General features: G+C 68.6%; 13 protein-coding genes and 1 pseudogene. 8 read left to right on the forward strand and 6 right to left on the reverse strand.

The features are described 5' to 3' along the window. Positions 1-17 precede the first annotated feature (17 nt). From ACIBVN_RS08325 to ACIBVN_RS08345, 5 genes and pseudogenes are all read left to right on the forward strand, one after another. Positions 18-683 (forward strand): response regulator transcription factor, encoded by a 666-nt coding sequence (locus tag ACIBVN_RS08325; protein ID WP_349455711.1) that lies wholly within the window; start codon positions 18-20, stop codon positions 681-683. Beyond that, complete coding sequence (locus tag ACIBVN_RS08330) at positions 680-1,846, forward strand: ATP-binding protein (protein WP_397134012.1); 1,167 nt, start codon at positions 680-682, stop codon at positions 1,844-1,846. The genes ACIBVN_RS08325 and ACIBVN_RS08330 overlap by 4 nt, the downstream gene beginning before the upstream one ends. A 297-nt stretch (positions 1,847-2,143) precedes the next feature. Then, positions 2,144-4,777 (forward strand): pyruvate, phosphate dikinase, encoded by a 2,634-nt coding sequence (gene ppdK, locus ACIBVN_RS08335; protein WP_397134014.1) that lies wholly within the window; start codon positions 2,144-2,146, stop codon positions 4,775-4,777. A 930-nt stretch (positions 4,778-5,707) separates the two neighbouring features. Then, positions 5,708-6,028 (forward strand): annotated as a pseudogene (locus ACIBVN_RS08340) (AAA family ATPase); the annotation flags it as partial. Between the two features lie 90 nt (positions 6,029-6,118). Further along, complete coding sequence (locus tag ACIBVN_RS08345; RefSeq protein ID WP_397134615.1) at positions 6,119-6,946, forward strand: ATP-binding protein; 828 nt, start codon at positions 6,119-6,121, stop codon at positions 6,944-6,946. Positions 6,947-7,287: 341 nt separating this feature from the next. Here the strand turns inward: ACIBVN_RS08345 and ACIBVN_RS08350 are convergent, their stop codons facing one another. Then, a complete protein-coding gene (locus tag ACIBVN_RS08350; RefSeq protein WP_397134016.1) occupies positions 7,288-7,902 on the reverse strand; it encodes a TetR/AcrR family transcriptional regulator in 615 nt (204 codons plus the stop codon). Between the two features lie 198 nt (positions 7,903-8,100). Here ACIBVN_RS08350 and ACIBVN_RS08355 point away from each other — a divergent pair, with 198 nt between their 5' ends. Further along, positions 8,101-8,475: a nitroreductase family deazaflavin-dependent oxidoreductase gene (locus tag ACIBVN_RS08355; protein ID WP_397134018.1), complete on the forward strand. Its 375-nt coding sequence runs from the start codon at positions 8,101-8,103 to the stop codon at positions 8,473-8,475. A gap of 16 nt (positions 8,476-8,491) precedes the next feature. Here the strand turns inward: ACIBVN_RS08355 and ACIBVN_RS08360 are convergent, their stop codons facing one another. From ACIBVN_RS08360 to ACIBVN_RS08370, 3 genes are all read right to left on the reverse strand, one after another. Continuing rightward, complete coding sequence (locus ACIBVN_RS08360) at positions 8,492-9,754, reverse strand: MFS transporter (protein WP_397134020.1); 1,263 nt, start codon at positions 9,752-9,754, stop codon at positions 8,492-8,494. A 183-nt stretch (positions 9,755-9,937) separates the two neighbouring features. Next, on the reverse strand, positions 9,938-11,050 hold the full coding sequence (locus ACIBVN_RS08365) for a sensor histidine kinase (protein ID WP_397134022.1): 1,113 nt from the start codon (positions 11,048-11,050) through the stop codon (positions 9,938-9,940). Further along, positions 11,047-11,709: a response regulator transcription factor gene (locus ACIBVN_RS08370; protein ID WP_397134024.1), complete on the reverse strand. Its 663-nt coding sequence runs from the start codon at positions 11,707-11,709 to the stop codon at positions 11,047-11,049. The genes ACIBVN_RS08365 and ACIBVN_RS08370 overlap by 4 nt, the downstream gene beginning before the upstream one ends. A gap of 152 nt (positions 11,710-11,861) precedes the next feature. Here ACIBVN_RS08370 and ACIBVN_RS08375 point away from each other — a divergent pair, with 152 nt between their 5' ends. Both ACIBVN_RS08375 and ACIBVN_RS08380 read left to right on the forward strand, forming a co-directional pair. Further along, positions 11,862-13,376 (forward strand): hypothetical protein, encoded by a 1,515-nt coding sequence (locus ACIBVN_RS08375; protein WP_397134026.1) that lies wholly within the window; start codon positions 11,862-11,864, stop codon positions 13,374-13,376. A gap of 101 nt (positions 13,377-13,477) precedes the next feature. Beyond that, entirely contained in the window at positions 13,478-13,630 is a 153-nt protein-coding gene (locus ACIBVN_RS08380) for a hypothetical protein (RefSeq protein WP_397134028.1), read from the forward strand. A gap of 186 nt (positions 13,631-13,816) precedes the next feature. Here the strand turns inward: ACIBVN_RS08380 and ACIBVN_RS08385 are convergent, their stop codons facing one another. Further along, positions 13,817-14,077, reverse strand: a complete 261-nt coding sequence (locus ACIBVN_RS08385) for a hypothetical protein (RefSeq protein WP_397134030.1) — start codon at positions 14,075-14,077, stop codon at positions 13,817-13,819. A gap of 106 nt (positions 14,078-14,183) precedes the next feature. Next, the gene (locus tag ACIBVN_RS08390) at positions 14,184-15,569 is read right to left on the reverse strand and encodes a glycine--tRNA ligase (RefSeq protein WP_397134032.1); all 1,386 of its coding nucleotides are present in this window, start codon (positions 15,567-15,569) and stop codon (positions 14,184-14,186) included. Between the last annotated feature and the right edge of the window lie 40 nt (positions 15,570-15,609).

Consider the following 15,609-nt stretch of genomic DNA (forward strand, 5'->3'; position numbering starts at 1 on the left):
GAATTAGGGTGCAGGGCATGCGGCTGCTTGTGGTGGAGGACGAGGAGGACCTGGTCGACGCGTTGCGCGTGGGCCTCGTTCGCGCGGGGTACGCGGTGGACGTCGCTTTCGACGCGCCTTCCGCGCACGAGAAGTTGCAGGTCAACGCGTACGACCTGGTTCTGCTCGACCTGAACCTGCCCGGCGGGGACGGCTTCCAGCTGTGCCGCAGCGTGCGGGCCGCCGGGCAGGGCGTGCGGATCATCATGGTGACCGCCCGCGACCGGCTGGACGACCGGGTGCGCGGGCTCGACGAGGGGGCCGACGACTACCTGGTCAAGCCGTTCGCGTTCCCTGAGCTGCTGGCGAGGGTGCGGGCGCTGCTGCGCAGGGACTCCGGCAGCGGCACGTCCGTGCTCGAGGTGGGTGGGCTGCGGATCGACACGGCCAGGCTGGAGGTGTCGCTGCACGGCAGGTCACTGGCGCTCACCCCCAAGGAGTACGGCGTGCTGCACTACCTCATGCGCCGCCCCGGCCACGTGGTCTCCTCCGAGGAGCTGCTCGAGCACGTCTGGGACGAGCACGCCGACCCGTTCACCAGCACCGTACGCGTCACGGTCGGCAACCTGCGCCGCAAGCTCCAGGAGGAGGGCCTGATCGAGACCGTGATCAGCCGGGGTTACCGGCTCAAGGAGCCCACGTGATCCACACCATCCGCTTCCGGCTCACGGTGCTCTACTCGGGGCTGCTCTTCGTCCTGGCCGCTCTCGTGCTCGGCGGCATCTACTTCGCCGTCTCGAAGACCACCGAGCAGCGCCCGATCACCACGGAGTACGCCAAGACCTACAGCGGCACCACGTACCTCGGCAAACGCGAGGTGGTCTTCGCCGAGGAGGTCGAGAACGCGGTCAACGTCCGGACGATGGCGACGCTGCGCGACTACTCGTTGATCACGCTGGCCGGCCTCTACGTGGCCAGCCTGGGCATCGGGTGGGTGCTCGCGGGCCGCGTGCTGCGCCCGGTGAGGTCGATCACGCGTACGACGGAGGAGATCCAGGCCACCGACCTCAAGCGGCGCATCAAGCTGAACGGCCCGCGCGACGAGCTCAAGGACCTGGCCGACACCATCGACACCATGCTGGACCGGCTGGAGGAGGCGTTCAGCGCGCAGCGCCAGCTCATCGACGACGCCTCGCACGAGCTGCGCAGCCCGCTGACGATCATCCGGGCGAACGTGGACGCCGTGCTCGCCGCGCCCGAGGCCAGCGACGAGGAGCGGGCCAGGGCCGTGGCCATCGTGGACCGCGCGACCACGCGCATGACCAGGCTCGTCGAGGACCTGCTGGCCAGCGCCAGGCGGCAGGGGGGCGCGTTCGCCGACGCCGACCTCGACCTCGCCAGGGTGGTGGGTGAGGCGTGCGAGGAGTACGCGACCCCGGCCGCCGCCCGCGACCTGACGATCACCCGTGCTCTGGGGCGGGGCCTGGAGATGACCGGCGACGCCGACGCGCTGCGCCGCTCCGTGGCCAATCTGCTCTCCAACGCCGTACGCCTCTCGCCGCCCGGCGGCACGATCCGGGTCGCGGCAGGCAGGTCGGAGGGCTGGTTGTGGGCGGCGGTCCGCGACGACGGCCCCGGGATCGAGGCGGCCGACCAGGCGCGGGTGTTCGACCGTTTCTGGCGCGGCGAGTCCAGCCGCCGCGACCGCCACACGGGCCTCGGCCTGGCCATCGTGCGCCAGATCGTGGAGTCGCACGGGGGCCGGGTGGCGGTGTTCTCGCGCCTCGGGGAGGGGGCCACGTTCGTGCTCTGGCTGCCGCCGCGGGACGGCGTGCCCGGCTCGCCGCCCGAGACCAACCCCCTGTGAGGGCACGGCTCTAGCCTGCGCGTCCGCGGCAGACGGCGCGGGCGACTTGGGCTTGGCAGAAGTGGCCATGGGCGCCTCCTGATGGCGGGTGATCTGATTCTGCACCCGCCTTCCACTTTTCCCAAGAATTGGTGTAAACCAATTGGTCTAATCCAATTTTGCCACTTCCAGAACTATAATTGGATTAGACCTCTCCCAGGCCGTTTACCTGCACAAACGACAACTTATCCGAGGAGTGCAGTTTCATCATCAATTTCGCCGGTAGAGTCCGGGCAGAGGCGTTGATTGGAGCGTGTGGTGGCCAAGTACGTTTACGACTTCACCGAGGGCAACCGGAATCTCAAGGATCTTCTCGGCGGCAAGGGTGCGAATCTTGCCGAAATGACCAACCTCGGGCTCCCCGTTCCCCCCGGATTCACGATCACCACCGACGCCTGCCGCCACTACCTGGCGGCGGGCGTCGTACCGGACGGCCTGGATCACGAGGTCGCCGAGCACCTCGAGGCGCTCGAGAAGCGGATGGGCCGGCGGCTCGGGCAGGCCGACGACCCGCTGCTCGTGAGCGTGCGGTCGGGGGCGAAGTTCTCCATGCCGGGCATGATGGAGACCGTCCTCAACATCGGGCTCAACGACGAGTCGGTGCGGGGCCTGGCCAAGCAGGCGGGGGGCAACGACCGCTTCGCGTGGGACTCGTACCGCAGGCTCATCCAGATGTTCGGCAAGACGGTGCTCGGGATCGACGGCGAGCTGTTCGAGCACGCGCTCGACGAGCTGAAGGGCAGGCGTCAGGACACCGACCTCGACGCGGGCGAGCTGCAGCGGCTCGTGGAGACGTTCAAGGGCATCGTGCGCGAGCAGACCGGCAAGGACTTCCCCACCGACCCGCGTGAGCAGATGCGCCTGGCCGTCATGGCGGTCTTCGACTCGTGGAACGCTCCCCGAGCCATCCTCTACCGCCGCCAGGAACGCATCCCCGCCGACCTCGGCACCGCCGTCAACATCGTGGCCATGGTCTTCGGCAACCTCGGCAACGACTCCGGCACCGGCGTCGCCTTCACCCGCGACCCGGGCAGCGGCAGGCAGGGCATCTACGGCGACTACCTGCAGAACGCCCAGGGCGAGGACGTGGTGGCCGGCATCCGCAACACGATCCCGCTGGAGGAGCTCGAACGCCTCGACAAGACCTCGTACGACGAGCTGCTCGGGATCATGGAGACCCTCGAGAACCACTACAAGGACTTGTGCGACATCGAGTTCACGATCGAGCGCGGCAAGCTCTGGATGCTGCAGACGCGGGTCGGCAAGCGCACGGCGGCGGCCGCGTTCTGCATCGCCACGCAGCTCGTGGACCAGGGCCTGATCACGCTCGACGAGGCCGTCACCCGGGTCACCGGGGGTCAGCTGGCGCAGCTCATGTTCCCCCGCTTCGACGGCGGCGCCGACAAGAAGAAGATCGCCAAGGGCATGAACGCCTCCCCCGGCGCCGCCGTGGGCAAGGCCGTCTTCTCCTCCGAGCGGGCGGTGGAGCTGTCGGAGCAGGGCGAGGACGTCATCCTGGTCCGCCGCGAGACCAACCCCGACGACCTGGCCGGCATGATCGCCGCCAAGGGCATCCTGACCAGCCGTGGCGGCAAGACCTCCCACGCCGCCGTGGTTGCCAGGGGGATGGGCAAGACGTGCGTGTGCGGGGCGGAGGAGCTGGAGGTCTCCACCCGCGAGCGCCGCTTCACCGCGCCCGGCGGGGTGGTGGTGTCCGAGGGGGACGTCATCTCCATCGACGGGACCTCCGGGGAGATCTTCCTCGGTGAGGTGCCGGTCGTGGACTCGGCGGTGGTCGAGTACTTCGAGGGCGCGCCGCCGGAGGACGAGCTGGTCAAGGCCGTGGACCGGATCATGCGCCACGCGGACTCGATGCGGCGGCTGGGCGTGCGGGCGAACGCCGACACCCCGGAGGACGCGGCCCGCGCTCGCCGCTTCGGCGCGGAGGGCATCGGGCTGTGCCGCACCGAGCACATGTTCCTGGGCGAGCGCAGGCAGCTGGTGGAGGACCTGGTCCTGGCCGCGACGGACGAGGAGCGCCAGACGGCGCTGGACGCGCTGGAGCCGCTCCAGAAGGCCGACTTCGTCCAGATATTTCAGGCGATGGACGGCGCTCCCGTGACGATCCGTCTCATCGACCCGCCCCTCCATGAATTCCTCCCCGACATCGTGGACCTTTCGGTCAAGGCCGCCACGGACGCGGCCACCGAGAAGGACCGCCGGCTCCTGGCCGCGGTGAAGCGCCTCCACGAGCAGAACCCGATGCTGGGCCTCAGGGGCGTGCGCCTGGGCCTGGTGATCCCGGGCCTGTTCGCGATGCAGGTGAGGGCGATCGCCCAGGCGGCCAAGGAGGTGCCCGGCGCCCGGCCGGAGATCATGATCCCGCTGGTGGCGGCCGTACAGGAGTTGGAGTCGGTACGCGAGGAGGCGGAGAAGATCCTCGCGGAGACCGGCGTGGAAGCCCTGATCGGCACCATGATCGAGGTCCCGCGGGCAGCCCTGACGGCGGCCCAGATAGCGGAGGCGGCGGAGTTCTTCTCGTTCGGCACCAACGACCTCACCCAGATGGCGTGGGGCTTCTCCCGGGACGACGTGGAGTCGGCGTTCTTCTCGCGCTACCTGGACCTGGGCATCTTCGGCGTCTCCCCGTTCGAGACCCTGGACAGGGAGGGCGTGGGCCGCCTGATCAGGATCGCGGTGGAGGAGGGCCGGTCGGCCCGGCCCGACCTGCACCTGGGCATCTGCGGCGAGCACGGCGGAGACCCGGACTCGGTGCACTTCTGCCACGAGGTCGGCCTGGACTACGTCTCCTGCTCACCCTTCCGCATCCCGGTCGCCCGCCTGGAAGCCGGCCGCGCCGCCCTGACCGAAACCGACTCCGACACCCGCTGACCCAGAACTCCCCGAGCCCCGGAGGCTCCCGGGGCTCCTAGGGGCTTCCGGGGGGGCTCCGGGGCGGAAAGCATGGTCCTCGCACCAGGGGGCGCTACGCGCCATGCGAGCACTCGGGCCCTGCCCCCCAAGGGCTCCGCCCCTTCGACCCCGCAAGGGCGCGGTCCTCGCTGGCGCTCGGTCGTGTCAATGGGGATCGGGGCTCCGCCCCGATCCCCGAGCCAGGGGGCCTGCCTGCCCCCTCGCGCTCCCCCGGCCGTGGACCGGCGTTCCGCAAGGGTGGTCCGTATGCCGTGAAGCCACAACTCAAAGGCAAAGAGACCAACGGAAGATCGCATAGGAAACCACAGTGGCAGTCGAATCGGGAAGGACGGGCGCTGGGAAAGGCGCGGGCCCGCTGGGACTGAGCATCCTTCCTGTTTGGCGATAGGCATCGCCATGCCAATGCCGCGTCAGGCAACGTTCGCCCTGTTGACCACGTGACGTAGCCGTTCGTCGGCGGTGTGCTTGTTCCTCCAGATGATGTAGCGGCTGATCATGCTCTGCTGCTTGTGGCTGGCGTGGTCGGCGCCGTCCAGCGCGAAGTAGCGCAGGGCGGTGAACTGAGTCTGTCACCTAGGCTGTCAAGCCATCCGGACTTCGGGTCCGAGCTCGAAGCCGCGGCTTTCGCCTCGTCCTTCCTGACACCGTGGCCGAGAGTAGCGAGCATGCGCAAGGCATGAGACAGGCTCACGGGAACGTCCCGATCAGATCATCAACCCGAAGAAGGCCAACCTCCTCCGGGACCAGGATGGACAGTTCCGACATTTTCCGTTGGACGATTCCCGCCCAAGGATGGGGACAGTTCTGATATTTTTGCCTGGACGATCATCACATTAGCGAGGGCGGCCAGTGGATCACGATGCACTCATCCCGCGACATCTGATCGATGTGATCCGGCAGCGGCTTGCCACACGCCCGGTCATCGTCCTCACCGGCCCTCGGACGATCGGCAAAAGCACGCTGCTCAACACGTGCGCCCGCAAGCATCAGGTCCCGGTCATCGATCTGGACAGCCCACCCGTACGCCGGCAGGTCGCCGAAGATCCGACACATTTCGTCGCCGGTCCGCTGGAGCCAGTCTGCATCGACGAGTTCCAGCACGTGCCAGAGATCCTCTCCGCCATCAAGGCAGAGCTCAACGTCGACCTGCGGCCCGGCCGATACATCCTCACCGGCTCAACCCGCTACAGCGCACTTCCGCGGCTTGGGCAGGCGCTCACGGGGCGCGCGCACATCATGACCGTGTGGCCGTTGTCGCAGGGTGAGCTCACGGGACACAAGGAGGCGTTCCTCGACGCGATGTTCGCCGACCCCGGCAGCTTGGTGACGGCGATCCCCTCGAGGACCACGCGCGCCGATTACGAGCGGATGATTCTCACTGGCGGGTTCCCGATGGTGTTGGGCATGCCGAACGCCGAACGCGGTCACTGGTTCAGGGACTTCGTTGACATGGTGATCGACCGGGATGTGCTGGAGATCAGGAAGGTCAGACAGCGTCACGTTCTGCCGCTCATCCTGCGTCATCTCGCGGCGCGCACAGCGAGCGTCGTCAACGCCGCGGACATCGCCCAGCATGTGGGGCTCGATCAGCGTCTGGTCGGCGACTACATCACGCTGCTGGAGTCAGTATTCCTCGCGCATCGGCTCGACTCCTACGGCCGAACCTTGAGCAGCAAGGTAAGTAGATCACCGAAGATCCACCTGATTGACAGCGGACTTGCCGCGTACCTGCTTGGCATCAGTCAGCGCAAGCTCGATCGACGTGACCCCGCGACACTGACCGAGTTCGGCAGGGTGGTCGAGACATTTGTGGTCAACGAGTTGATCAAGCAAGCGGGTTGGGCTGATTCCGTGGTGGAGTTCGGCCACTTCCGCACCCGTGATCAGCGAGAGGTGGACCTGGTCATCGAGTCGGGCGAAGGGGAGGTCATCGGTGTCGAGGTCAAGGCGAAATCCTCGATCGAGGAAGCCGACTTCCGTGGCCTCCGCCTGCTCAGAGACCGGCTTGGTAGTGCCTTCGTGGGCGGGGTCCTGCTCAACCTCGGCCAGCAGTCCTTCAGACATGACGACAGGCTTTTCGTGATGCCCGCCGACCGGCTGTGGACCCCGCTTCCGACCTCGTGGTAGGTGCCTGAGCCCCACCCGTATGAAGAACGGCCACCCCCGCACGGGGCGGCCGTCTGTATGCATGGCTGGCGTTTGCTCCAGTTACGCAGGCCTACGTGCCGCAGCCGCGGCCACCGCGCCCCCGACAGGATCGGCACGAGATCGTCAACGGCCGGCCCGCCGTGGAACTCGTTGCCGGGCCACAGCTCGAGGTGCTCCAGAGCCGGCAGCTTCTGCGGAAGCGTTCGGTCCGTACGACGGGCAGGCGTGCGGCGATCCGCCGTGACTCTCGCGCCACCAGTCCCCCGCTGCGAGCATTTCCGGAGAGGGCATGGTGAGTCTCACCTAGCGGTAGCAGGGCTCTACCCCCGGCGAGCTTCGAGCGCATCCAGAATCAGGTCCAGGCCGTAGCCGAACTCGCTCGCGTGGTCGTAGCCCGGCCGCAGGGCGTGGTCCACGATCATCTCTCTGAGGTACGGCAACTCGTCCACCAGCAGATGCTCGAGGATGCCGCCGGCAACTTCCTCGACATCGTCCGGCGTCATCACCGGCAGGCTCGCCTCCTGGAGGACGAACCCGGCGATGTAGCTGTCGATGAGCGAGACAGCGTGCGCGGCCATCGGCAGCGTGAATCCCGCCTCCCGGAGGACGCCGAGGACGGCGTCGTGGTGGCGTAGCGTCGCCGGACCCGGGTTGCGACGGGAGTCCATGAGGCCGAGAGCCCAGCTGTGCTGTGACAGGACCGCACGCGCGGAAGAGGCGCGTGCACGGATCGCGTCGCGCCAATCGTCGCACTTGGCACTGGGTAGCTTGATCGCCGCGAACACCACGTCGACCACACCGTCGAGGATCGCGTCCTTGTTCGGTACGTGGTGGTAGAGCGACATCGCCTCCACGCCCAGCTCCTGCGCCACCCGTCGCATCGTGATCGCTTCCACGCCGCCGCGATCCGCGACCCGGATCGCGGCTTCCAGCACGAGACCTCTGCTAAGCGGTTGTGGTGGCGGTGACACGACAGCTCCAGCATGTTGGCACTTGACAATCTTACGAGTGTAAGTCAGCCTTACAGGCGTAAGCCACCTTACGTGTGTAAGCCCTCCCGGTCGCATCAGCTGGGAGCTCGGCGAACGTCCGACCTGCGACGCGCCCCGCCGGGGCGAGAGAAGGAGATCCCGATGCCGATGCCGCTGTGGTGGGGACACGTGAACAAGCGAGTGTTCAACCCTCGCGCGCTCGCGAGCGGGAAGTGGCCGGTGCTGACTCACGTCGGTCGCAGCTCTGGCGTGACGTACCACACGCCTCTCGATGCGTATCCTGTCGACGGCGGCTACCTGTTCGTTCTGGTGTATGGATCGCGTTCGGACTGGGTGCAGAACGTCCTGGCAGCCGACGGTGCGCGGCTCCGGGTCGACGGGAGGGCGGTTGAGCTCGCCGCCCCACGCCTCGTGGGGGAAGACGAGGCGTTCCAGGCTCTCTCTGATGACGTGGCACGCCCACCGAGGCTGCTCCGCATCACCGAGTTCCTCCGTATGGACCTGGTCGCAGGCTGACGATCGACGTCCTAGGTCACCCTCGTGGTGCACGAGCACAAGCGGGCGGTCGTGGCATCGAGCCCGCCGATTCGGCGGCCGGGCGGCGGGGAATCAGCAGCGGGGTCGCCAGCAGGAGCACGCCTGCCAGGGCGATGGCCGTACGCGGGCCCAGCAGGCTGCCAAGCACGCCCCAGACGGCCGTCAGGAGCGCGGTCGAGGCCTTGGTCGTCACCGCCCAGGCGGACAGCACGCGGGCGACCCGGTCGGTCGGGGTGCGCTCGAGGCGGTAAGTGGCGCAGACGGTGTTGAAGACCCCGCAGCAGAAGATGAGCCCAAGCTCGACGCCCATCACCAGCAGCAGTCCTCCGGTGCCCGGCCCCAGGAAGGCCAGGCCGACGGACCAGAGCGCGCGCAGCGCCCCGGCCACGACCAGGACCTGGTGCTGCCCGAACCGGGTGACGAGCGGTCGGGCCAGCCGCGCACCGAGCAGCCCACCGATCGCGGGCGCGGCGAAGGCGAGGCCGTACTGCCACGGTGCGAACCCGAGTTGGCCGAGCATCAGGACGGCCAGCAGCGGCCCGGTGGCCATCATCAGGCCGTTGACCAAAGCGGTGTTGAACAAGAGCCGGCGCAGCGTCGCGTCGGCGAGGATGTACCGCCAACCGACGAGCAGGTCCCCGGCCCGCATGCGCGCGACCTCCCGGCGCCGGGGCCGCGGCTCGCGCCCGCCCATCGCGCTGATGCCCAGGGCCGAGAGCAGGTAGCTGACCGCGTCGGCCACCACCGTCGCCACCGGACCAAGGAGCCCGATCGCCGCGCCGCCCAGCGGCGGTCCGATGATCGTGGTCGTCCAGGCCGTGGACTCGAATCGGGCGTTGGCGACCAGCAGGTCCTCGGCCTGCAGCAACGTCTTCAGGTACGCGCCGGAGGCGGCGCGGAAGGTGATGTCGGCCGCCGCGACGACGACCGAGACCAGCAGCAGCTGAAGGAAGGTGAGCACGCCGAGCGCGAACGCGGTGGGGATCGTCAGCAGCGCCGCGAACCGCACCAGGTCCATCGCGATCAGCATCGGCCGCTTTCGGCGGAACTCCACCCACGGGCCGAGCGGCACCGCCACGGCAGCGCCCACCACGGCCCCCACGCAGGAGAGCGCGGCGACCTCGGCCGGTCCGGCGTGCAACACCTGGATGGCGATCAGTGGGAACGCGCCGAAGGCGAGCCACGTACCGAGCGCGCTGGTCCCGTACGCTCCCCAGAGCCACCCGAACTGCCGCCCCAACCGGTGCCCGCTCCTCATGCCCGACGCCCCTCGCCACTCACTCGCACAACCGATCCGCGATCGCAAGCATCAAAGCGCGCGCTGTACCAGGGGATCAAACAACTGCAGAGCCGTCGGCCACAACGAACGGTTGTGGTCACAGGGCATCGGCATGGACCTCGACACCGTCCGGACCGTCGTCGCCGCCGACGCGGGGCGGTTTCAATGGTTCGGGTGAGATCCGTGCGCGAACCGCACCGTGATGGACAGGCCGCCTTCTGGGCGTGCGGTGGTGGTGAGGGTGGCGTGGTGAGCTTGGGTGACGGCATTGACGATGGCGAGGCCGAGGCCGTAGCCGTCGCGGCGGCCGTGACGTTCGGGCGCCAGCTTCTGGAAGGGGTGGAAGAGGCGCTGGATCTGGTTGCCGGGGATGACCGGCCCGCTGTTGGTGACCGTAAGGGCCGCCTGCGTGCCGGAGGTCTGCGTGGTGATCTCTACGTGGCCGTCTGCGTGGTTGTGGCGGATGGCGTTGTCGATGAGGTTGGCGACGAGGCTTTCGATCAGTCTCGGGTCCCCGGCCGTCACCGCGGGCGTCAGGTGTTCGGCTAGGTCAATGCCTTTCTGGGTTGCTTGGCCGCGGCGCGAGACGAGCACTCCTTCGACGACGTGGGCGAGGTCGAGAGGGTCCCAGCGGGTGACGCCGCGCTCGCTGGTGGCCAGAGCGAGCAGTGCCTGGACGAGCCGCTCCTGGTGTCCGCCCAGAGCGAGGGCCTCCTGGCAGGCTGAGCGCAGGGTGTCGGCGTCGGCGTCGGGGGCGGCGAGGGCGACTTCGAGGAGGGTACGCAGGCCGGCCAGAGGGGTGCGCAACTCGTGGGAGGCGTTGGCGACGAAGTGGCGTTGGGCGTCGAAGGAGGTCTCGAGGCGGGCGAACAGGTCGTCGAGGGTGTGGCCGAGCTCGGTCAGCTCGTCCGCGGGCTCGCCGAGGTCCAGGCGCCGGTGGAGGTTTCCCGCGGAGATGATTTTGGCGGTGGCGATGATGGCGCGCAGCGGCTGCAGGAACCGGCCGGCGACGTACCAGCCGAGAGCCAGGGCGACGGGGACCAGAACGACCAGGGCGGCGGCAGAGCCGACGAGGAGCTGGGGCAGGCCGATCCCGGGCCCGGTTTCAGTGATCGCGCTCGCTGAGGGCGGGCCCTTGGGTATGGCCGCGTCGATGCTGGCGAGCGGGACGGCGACGAGGACGAGCACGAAGACCCCGGCGGAGTAGAAGCCGGCCGCGTAGGCGAGCGCGAGCCGCTTCTGCAAGGACCTTCTGGCAAGCTGCTGGGAGGTCATGACGGTCCGATGCGGTAGCCGCCTTCGCGGATGGTCTCGATCACGGGCGGGTCGCCGAGCTTGGCCCGCAACCGGTGCATGGTGTGCTTGACGGCGCTGCTGAAGGGGTCGGCGGCCTCGTCCCAGACGCGTTCGAGCAGTTCTTCGGCGGAGATGACCAGGCCGGGCACGGCGAGCAGGCACTCGAGCAGGGCGAACTCCCTGGGGCTCAGCTCCAGGCGCCGGCCGGCCCGGAACGCGGTACGGCGAGCCGGATCGAGGGTGATGTCCCCGCATGCCAGGGTGGGCGGCAGCGGCGGGGTGGCGCGGCGGGCCAGGGCACGGACGCGGGCGACCAGTTCGGCGAACGCGAACGGCTTGGGCAGGTAGTCGTCGGCGCCGAGGCTGAGCCCGTCGACGCGGTCCTCGATCGTGCCGGAGGCGGTGAGCATCAGGACGCGGGTCTGACAGCGGCCGTGGGCGAGTCGCCGGCAGATCTCGTCCCCGTGGACGCCGGGCAGGTCGCGGTCGAGGATCACCACGTCGTAGCGGGTGGCGGCCAGGCGGTCGAGGGCGGCGGTTCCGTCCAGGACGACGTCGACGGCCATGCCCTCGCGGCGCAGCCCGGTTCCGATGGAGCGGGCGAGGACCTCGAAGTCCTCGACGACGAGGACCCTCACCGCCACTCACCGCCGGTCGTCGTGCGGGCGGGGCGGCCGAACCGGCCTCCGGAGCGAGGTGCCATGACTCAAACGATGCCAGAACCCCGGTCGCAGCCGGGTCGCAGCCGCTGCGACCCGGCTGGAACCGGGTGCCGCGTACAACCGTCGGCATGAGTTCATTCACGCCGCACCGATCCAGCCGACGGACCGGCTTCTCCGCGTTGCTGCGCACGGAGTGGGCCAAGTTCCGTACCGCGCGGGGCCGGGTGCTCGCCATGGCGGCCTCCGTGCTGGTCACCGTGTCGCTCGGACTGCTGGTCGCCGGGGGTGCCCGCAGCACCTGCGTGACCGGCGAGGGGGAGGGCCCCTGCCCCGCGCCTCTGGTGGGACCCGATGGCACGGCGGTGAGCGACAAGTACTACTTCGTGCACCAGCCGCTCAAGGGGAACGGCAGCATCACCGCCCGCGTGTCGGATATGACTGGGCAGATCCGGCTGCCGGACGCCGTACCCGGGGTGCGCAACGTCAAGGAGGGGGTGGTGCCGTGGGCGAAGGCCGGGCTCCTCGTCAGGCAGAGTCTCAAGCAGGGCACACCGTACGCCGCCATCATGCTCACCGGAGCTCATGGCGTGCGGATGCAGCACAACTTCACCCACGACGTGCCCGGCGGTCCTCACAACGGCCCGCAGTGGCTGCGGCTGACCAGGTCGGGCGAGACCGTCACCGGCTACGAGTCAGACGACGGCAAGACGTGGACCGAGGTCAGCACGGTCAAGCTGACCGGCCTGCCGGAGACGGTCGAGATCGGGCTGTTCGTCACCTCACCAGGCGCTCTGTGGGAGATGGCGAAAGCCTTCGCCCAGGCCACCGCCACCTTCGACCAGATCATGCTGCAGGGCGCGAACGGTTCGTGGCGGCGTGACGATGTCGGTGTCGCCATGGAGTCCGACGGCAAGACCCCGCATCACCCTGGCGGTGTCGTCGAGTCCGGCGACAAGTTCATCGTGACCGGGGGCGGTGACATCGGGCCCGCCACGGTGGAGGGCGGTCTGCGCGCCGACCTCACGCTGATCGGCGGGGCCGTGGGGCTGATCCTGGTGCTCGTGGTGGCGGTCACGTTCTTCACCGCGGAACACCGGCGCGGGCTGATCGGCACCGGTCCGCCGGCCGAGCCGCATCCGGCGGGGCGGTTGGCGGCCAAGGCCGTGGTGGTCGGCGCGGTCGCGTTCGTGGCGGGGCTGGTGGCCTCCGGGGTCGTGGTCCCCGTCGGCCTGGCGATGTTGCGTGCCAATCAGAACCCGATTCAGCCGATCACTCTGGGTACCGAGCTGCGGGTGATCGTCGGCTACGCGGCGCTGACCGCGACCGCCGCCGTACTGGCTCTGGGCCTCGCCGCGCTGGTCAAGCGGGCCGTCGTCGCCATCGGGCTGGCCATCGCGCTGGTCGTCGTGCCCTACCTGCTGGCGACCGCAGGTTTGGCGCCGTGGCTGCTGACGATCACCCCTGCGGCCGGGTTCGCGATCACGCAGAGCGTCCCCACGTTCGCGCATGTGGACGTGGGCCTGTCACTGCTCGGAGGCTACTACCTGCTCCCGCCATGGGCAGGTTTGACCGTGACCTGCGGATATGCCGCCCTCGCCCTCGGGGCGGCGATGGCCGTACACCGCAGGAAGGTGCCACGCTAGGTTCCACTCGACCAGCAGAACCCGCTCGGCGCGTGCACCGGCACCCCGGCCTCGGCTCGCGAGGCACGGTCATGCGACCAGGCGCAGCCAGGCCACCGCGAGTGCGCACCGATCGGCAGGTTCGCGAACTCACCCGCCGGGGACGGGCCGCGCTGGGCGAGGATGCCTTCGCGGCGGCGTACGGGAAGGGTTGGGAGCTGGACGGGAAGACGGCCGTTACCGAGGTCGACCCGGCCCGGCGTGAAGAGCCATGATCCGGCCGGATCTTGGCTGCGGTGGGCGTTTGTCGTGCCGTCCTGAGGTATGGAGCCGCTCATCGCCTGGGGTGTGGACCCGCTCATCGGCATCGGTCTTGTGTTAGTCGGCTCTAGCGGATCCCGGCAGCGCGGGGTAGACAGGAGGCCTGACACTCATGGTCACTGCGCTTCGATCACTTGTGATCAGAACTCGAAACAGCGGGCGAAGGCGTTGAAGAACGCCAGAACGCCAACGAGGAAGGCGATCGCCGCAACGCCGATGAGGGCCAACACCGACATCACCACGCCGGGCCTGTAGCGGAGGATGACAGCTCCGCCGAGAAGGGCCGTGCCCGCGATGTATCCGGCCACTGCGAGCGGGAAGAGTCCGAAGCTGTCGCATCGGCCGAGAAAGAGTCCCAGCGCCAGGGCGACCAGGGCCAAGCCCAGCAACCCCAGCAGCATTGGAAACCTTCGTCCCATCGAAAACTCCCGCCTCTTCAACTGGATCAACCCGCAACACGAAAGGCCGCCCGCCGGAGTGGGGCGGACGGCCTTCGTGACGACGGGCTCAGTCGTTCAGGTGCTGGCGCAGGTAGGCCTCGACACCGTCGATGGAGATGCGCTCCTGGGCCATCGAGTCGCGCTCCCGGATGGTGACCGCCTGGTCCTCGAGCGTGTCGAAGTCGACCGTGATGCAGAACGGCGTGCCGATCTCGTCCTGGCGGCGGTAGCGGCGGCCGATGGCGCCCGCGTCGTCGAACTCCACGTTCCACCGGCGGCGCAGCTGCGCGGCCAGGTCGCGGGCCTTCGGCGACAGGTCGGCGTTGCGGGAGAGCGGCAGCACCGCGGCCTTGACCGGCGCGAGCCGGTGGTCGAGCCGCATGACCGTGCGCTTCTCCATGACGCCCTTGGCATTGGGCGCCTCGTCCTCGCTGTAGGCGTCGAGCAGGAACGTCAGCGTCGCCCGGTCGACACCGGCCGCCGGCTCGATGACGTAGGGGACGTAGCGCTCGCCCGTGTCCTGCTCGAAGAAGCTGAGGTCGGTGCCGGACGCCTTGGAGTGGGAGCTGAGGTCGAAGTCGGTGCGGTTGGCGATGCCCTCGAGCTCACCCCACTCAGAGCCGACGAAGTTGAAGCGGTATTCGATGTCCACCGTGCGCTTGCTGTAGTGGGACAGCTTCTCTTTCGGGTGCTCGTAGAGGCGCAGGTTGTCCTTGCTGATGCCGAGGTCGGAGTACCAGCGGAAGCGCTCGTCGATCCAGTATTGGTGCCACTCCTCGTCCGTGCCCGGCTTGACGAAGAACTCCATCTCCATCTGCTCGAACTCGCGGGTGCGGAAGATGAAGTTGCCCGGCGTGATCTCGTTGCGGAACGACTTGCCGACCTGGCCGATGCCGAACGGGATCTTCTTGCGCGCCGACTGCTGCACGTTGAGGTAGTTGATGAAGATGCCCTGCGCGGTCTCGGGCCGCAGGTAGGCCAGCCCCGACTCGTCCTCGACCGGGCCGAGGTAGGTCTTGAGCAGGCCGCTGAACTGCCTGGGCTCGGTGAAGGTGCCCTTGTTGCCGCAGTTGGGGCAGGTGATGTCGGCCAGACCGCCCTCGGGCGACTTGCCGTTCTTCTCCTCGTACGCCTCGATGAGGTGGTCGGCGCGGAAGCGCTTGTGGCAGGACAGACACTCGGTCAGCGGGTCGGTGAAGGTCTCGACGTGGCCGCTGGCCCGCCACACCTCGGGCGCCAGGATGACGCAGGAGTCGAGGCCCACCACGTCGTCGCGCGACTGGACCATCGACAGCCACCACTGCCGCTTGACGTTGTTCTTGAGCTCGACACCCAGCGGACCGTAGTCCCACGACGCGCGCAGTCCGCCGTAGATCTCGCTCGACGGGTATACGAGCCCGCGGCGTTTGGCGAGGCTGACGATGGTGTCCATGACGTCGGTGCGTCGTGCCATTTTGGTTGATTCTCTTTCCGGCTGGAGGTCGGCGAGGTGA

Origin of the sequence: Nonomuraea sp. NPDC049400, assembly GCF_044466425.1 — a bacterium.
Lineage (GTDB): Bacteria > Actinomycetota > Actinomycetes > Streptosporangiales > Streptosporangiaceae > Nonomuraea.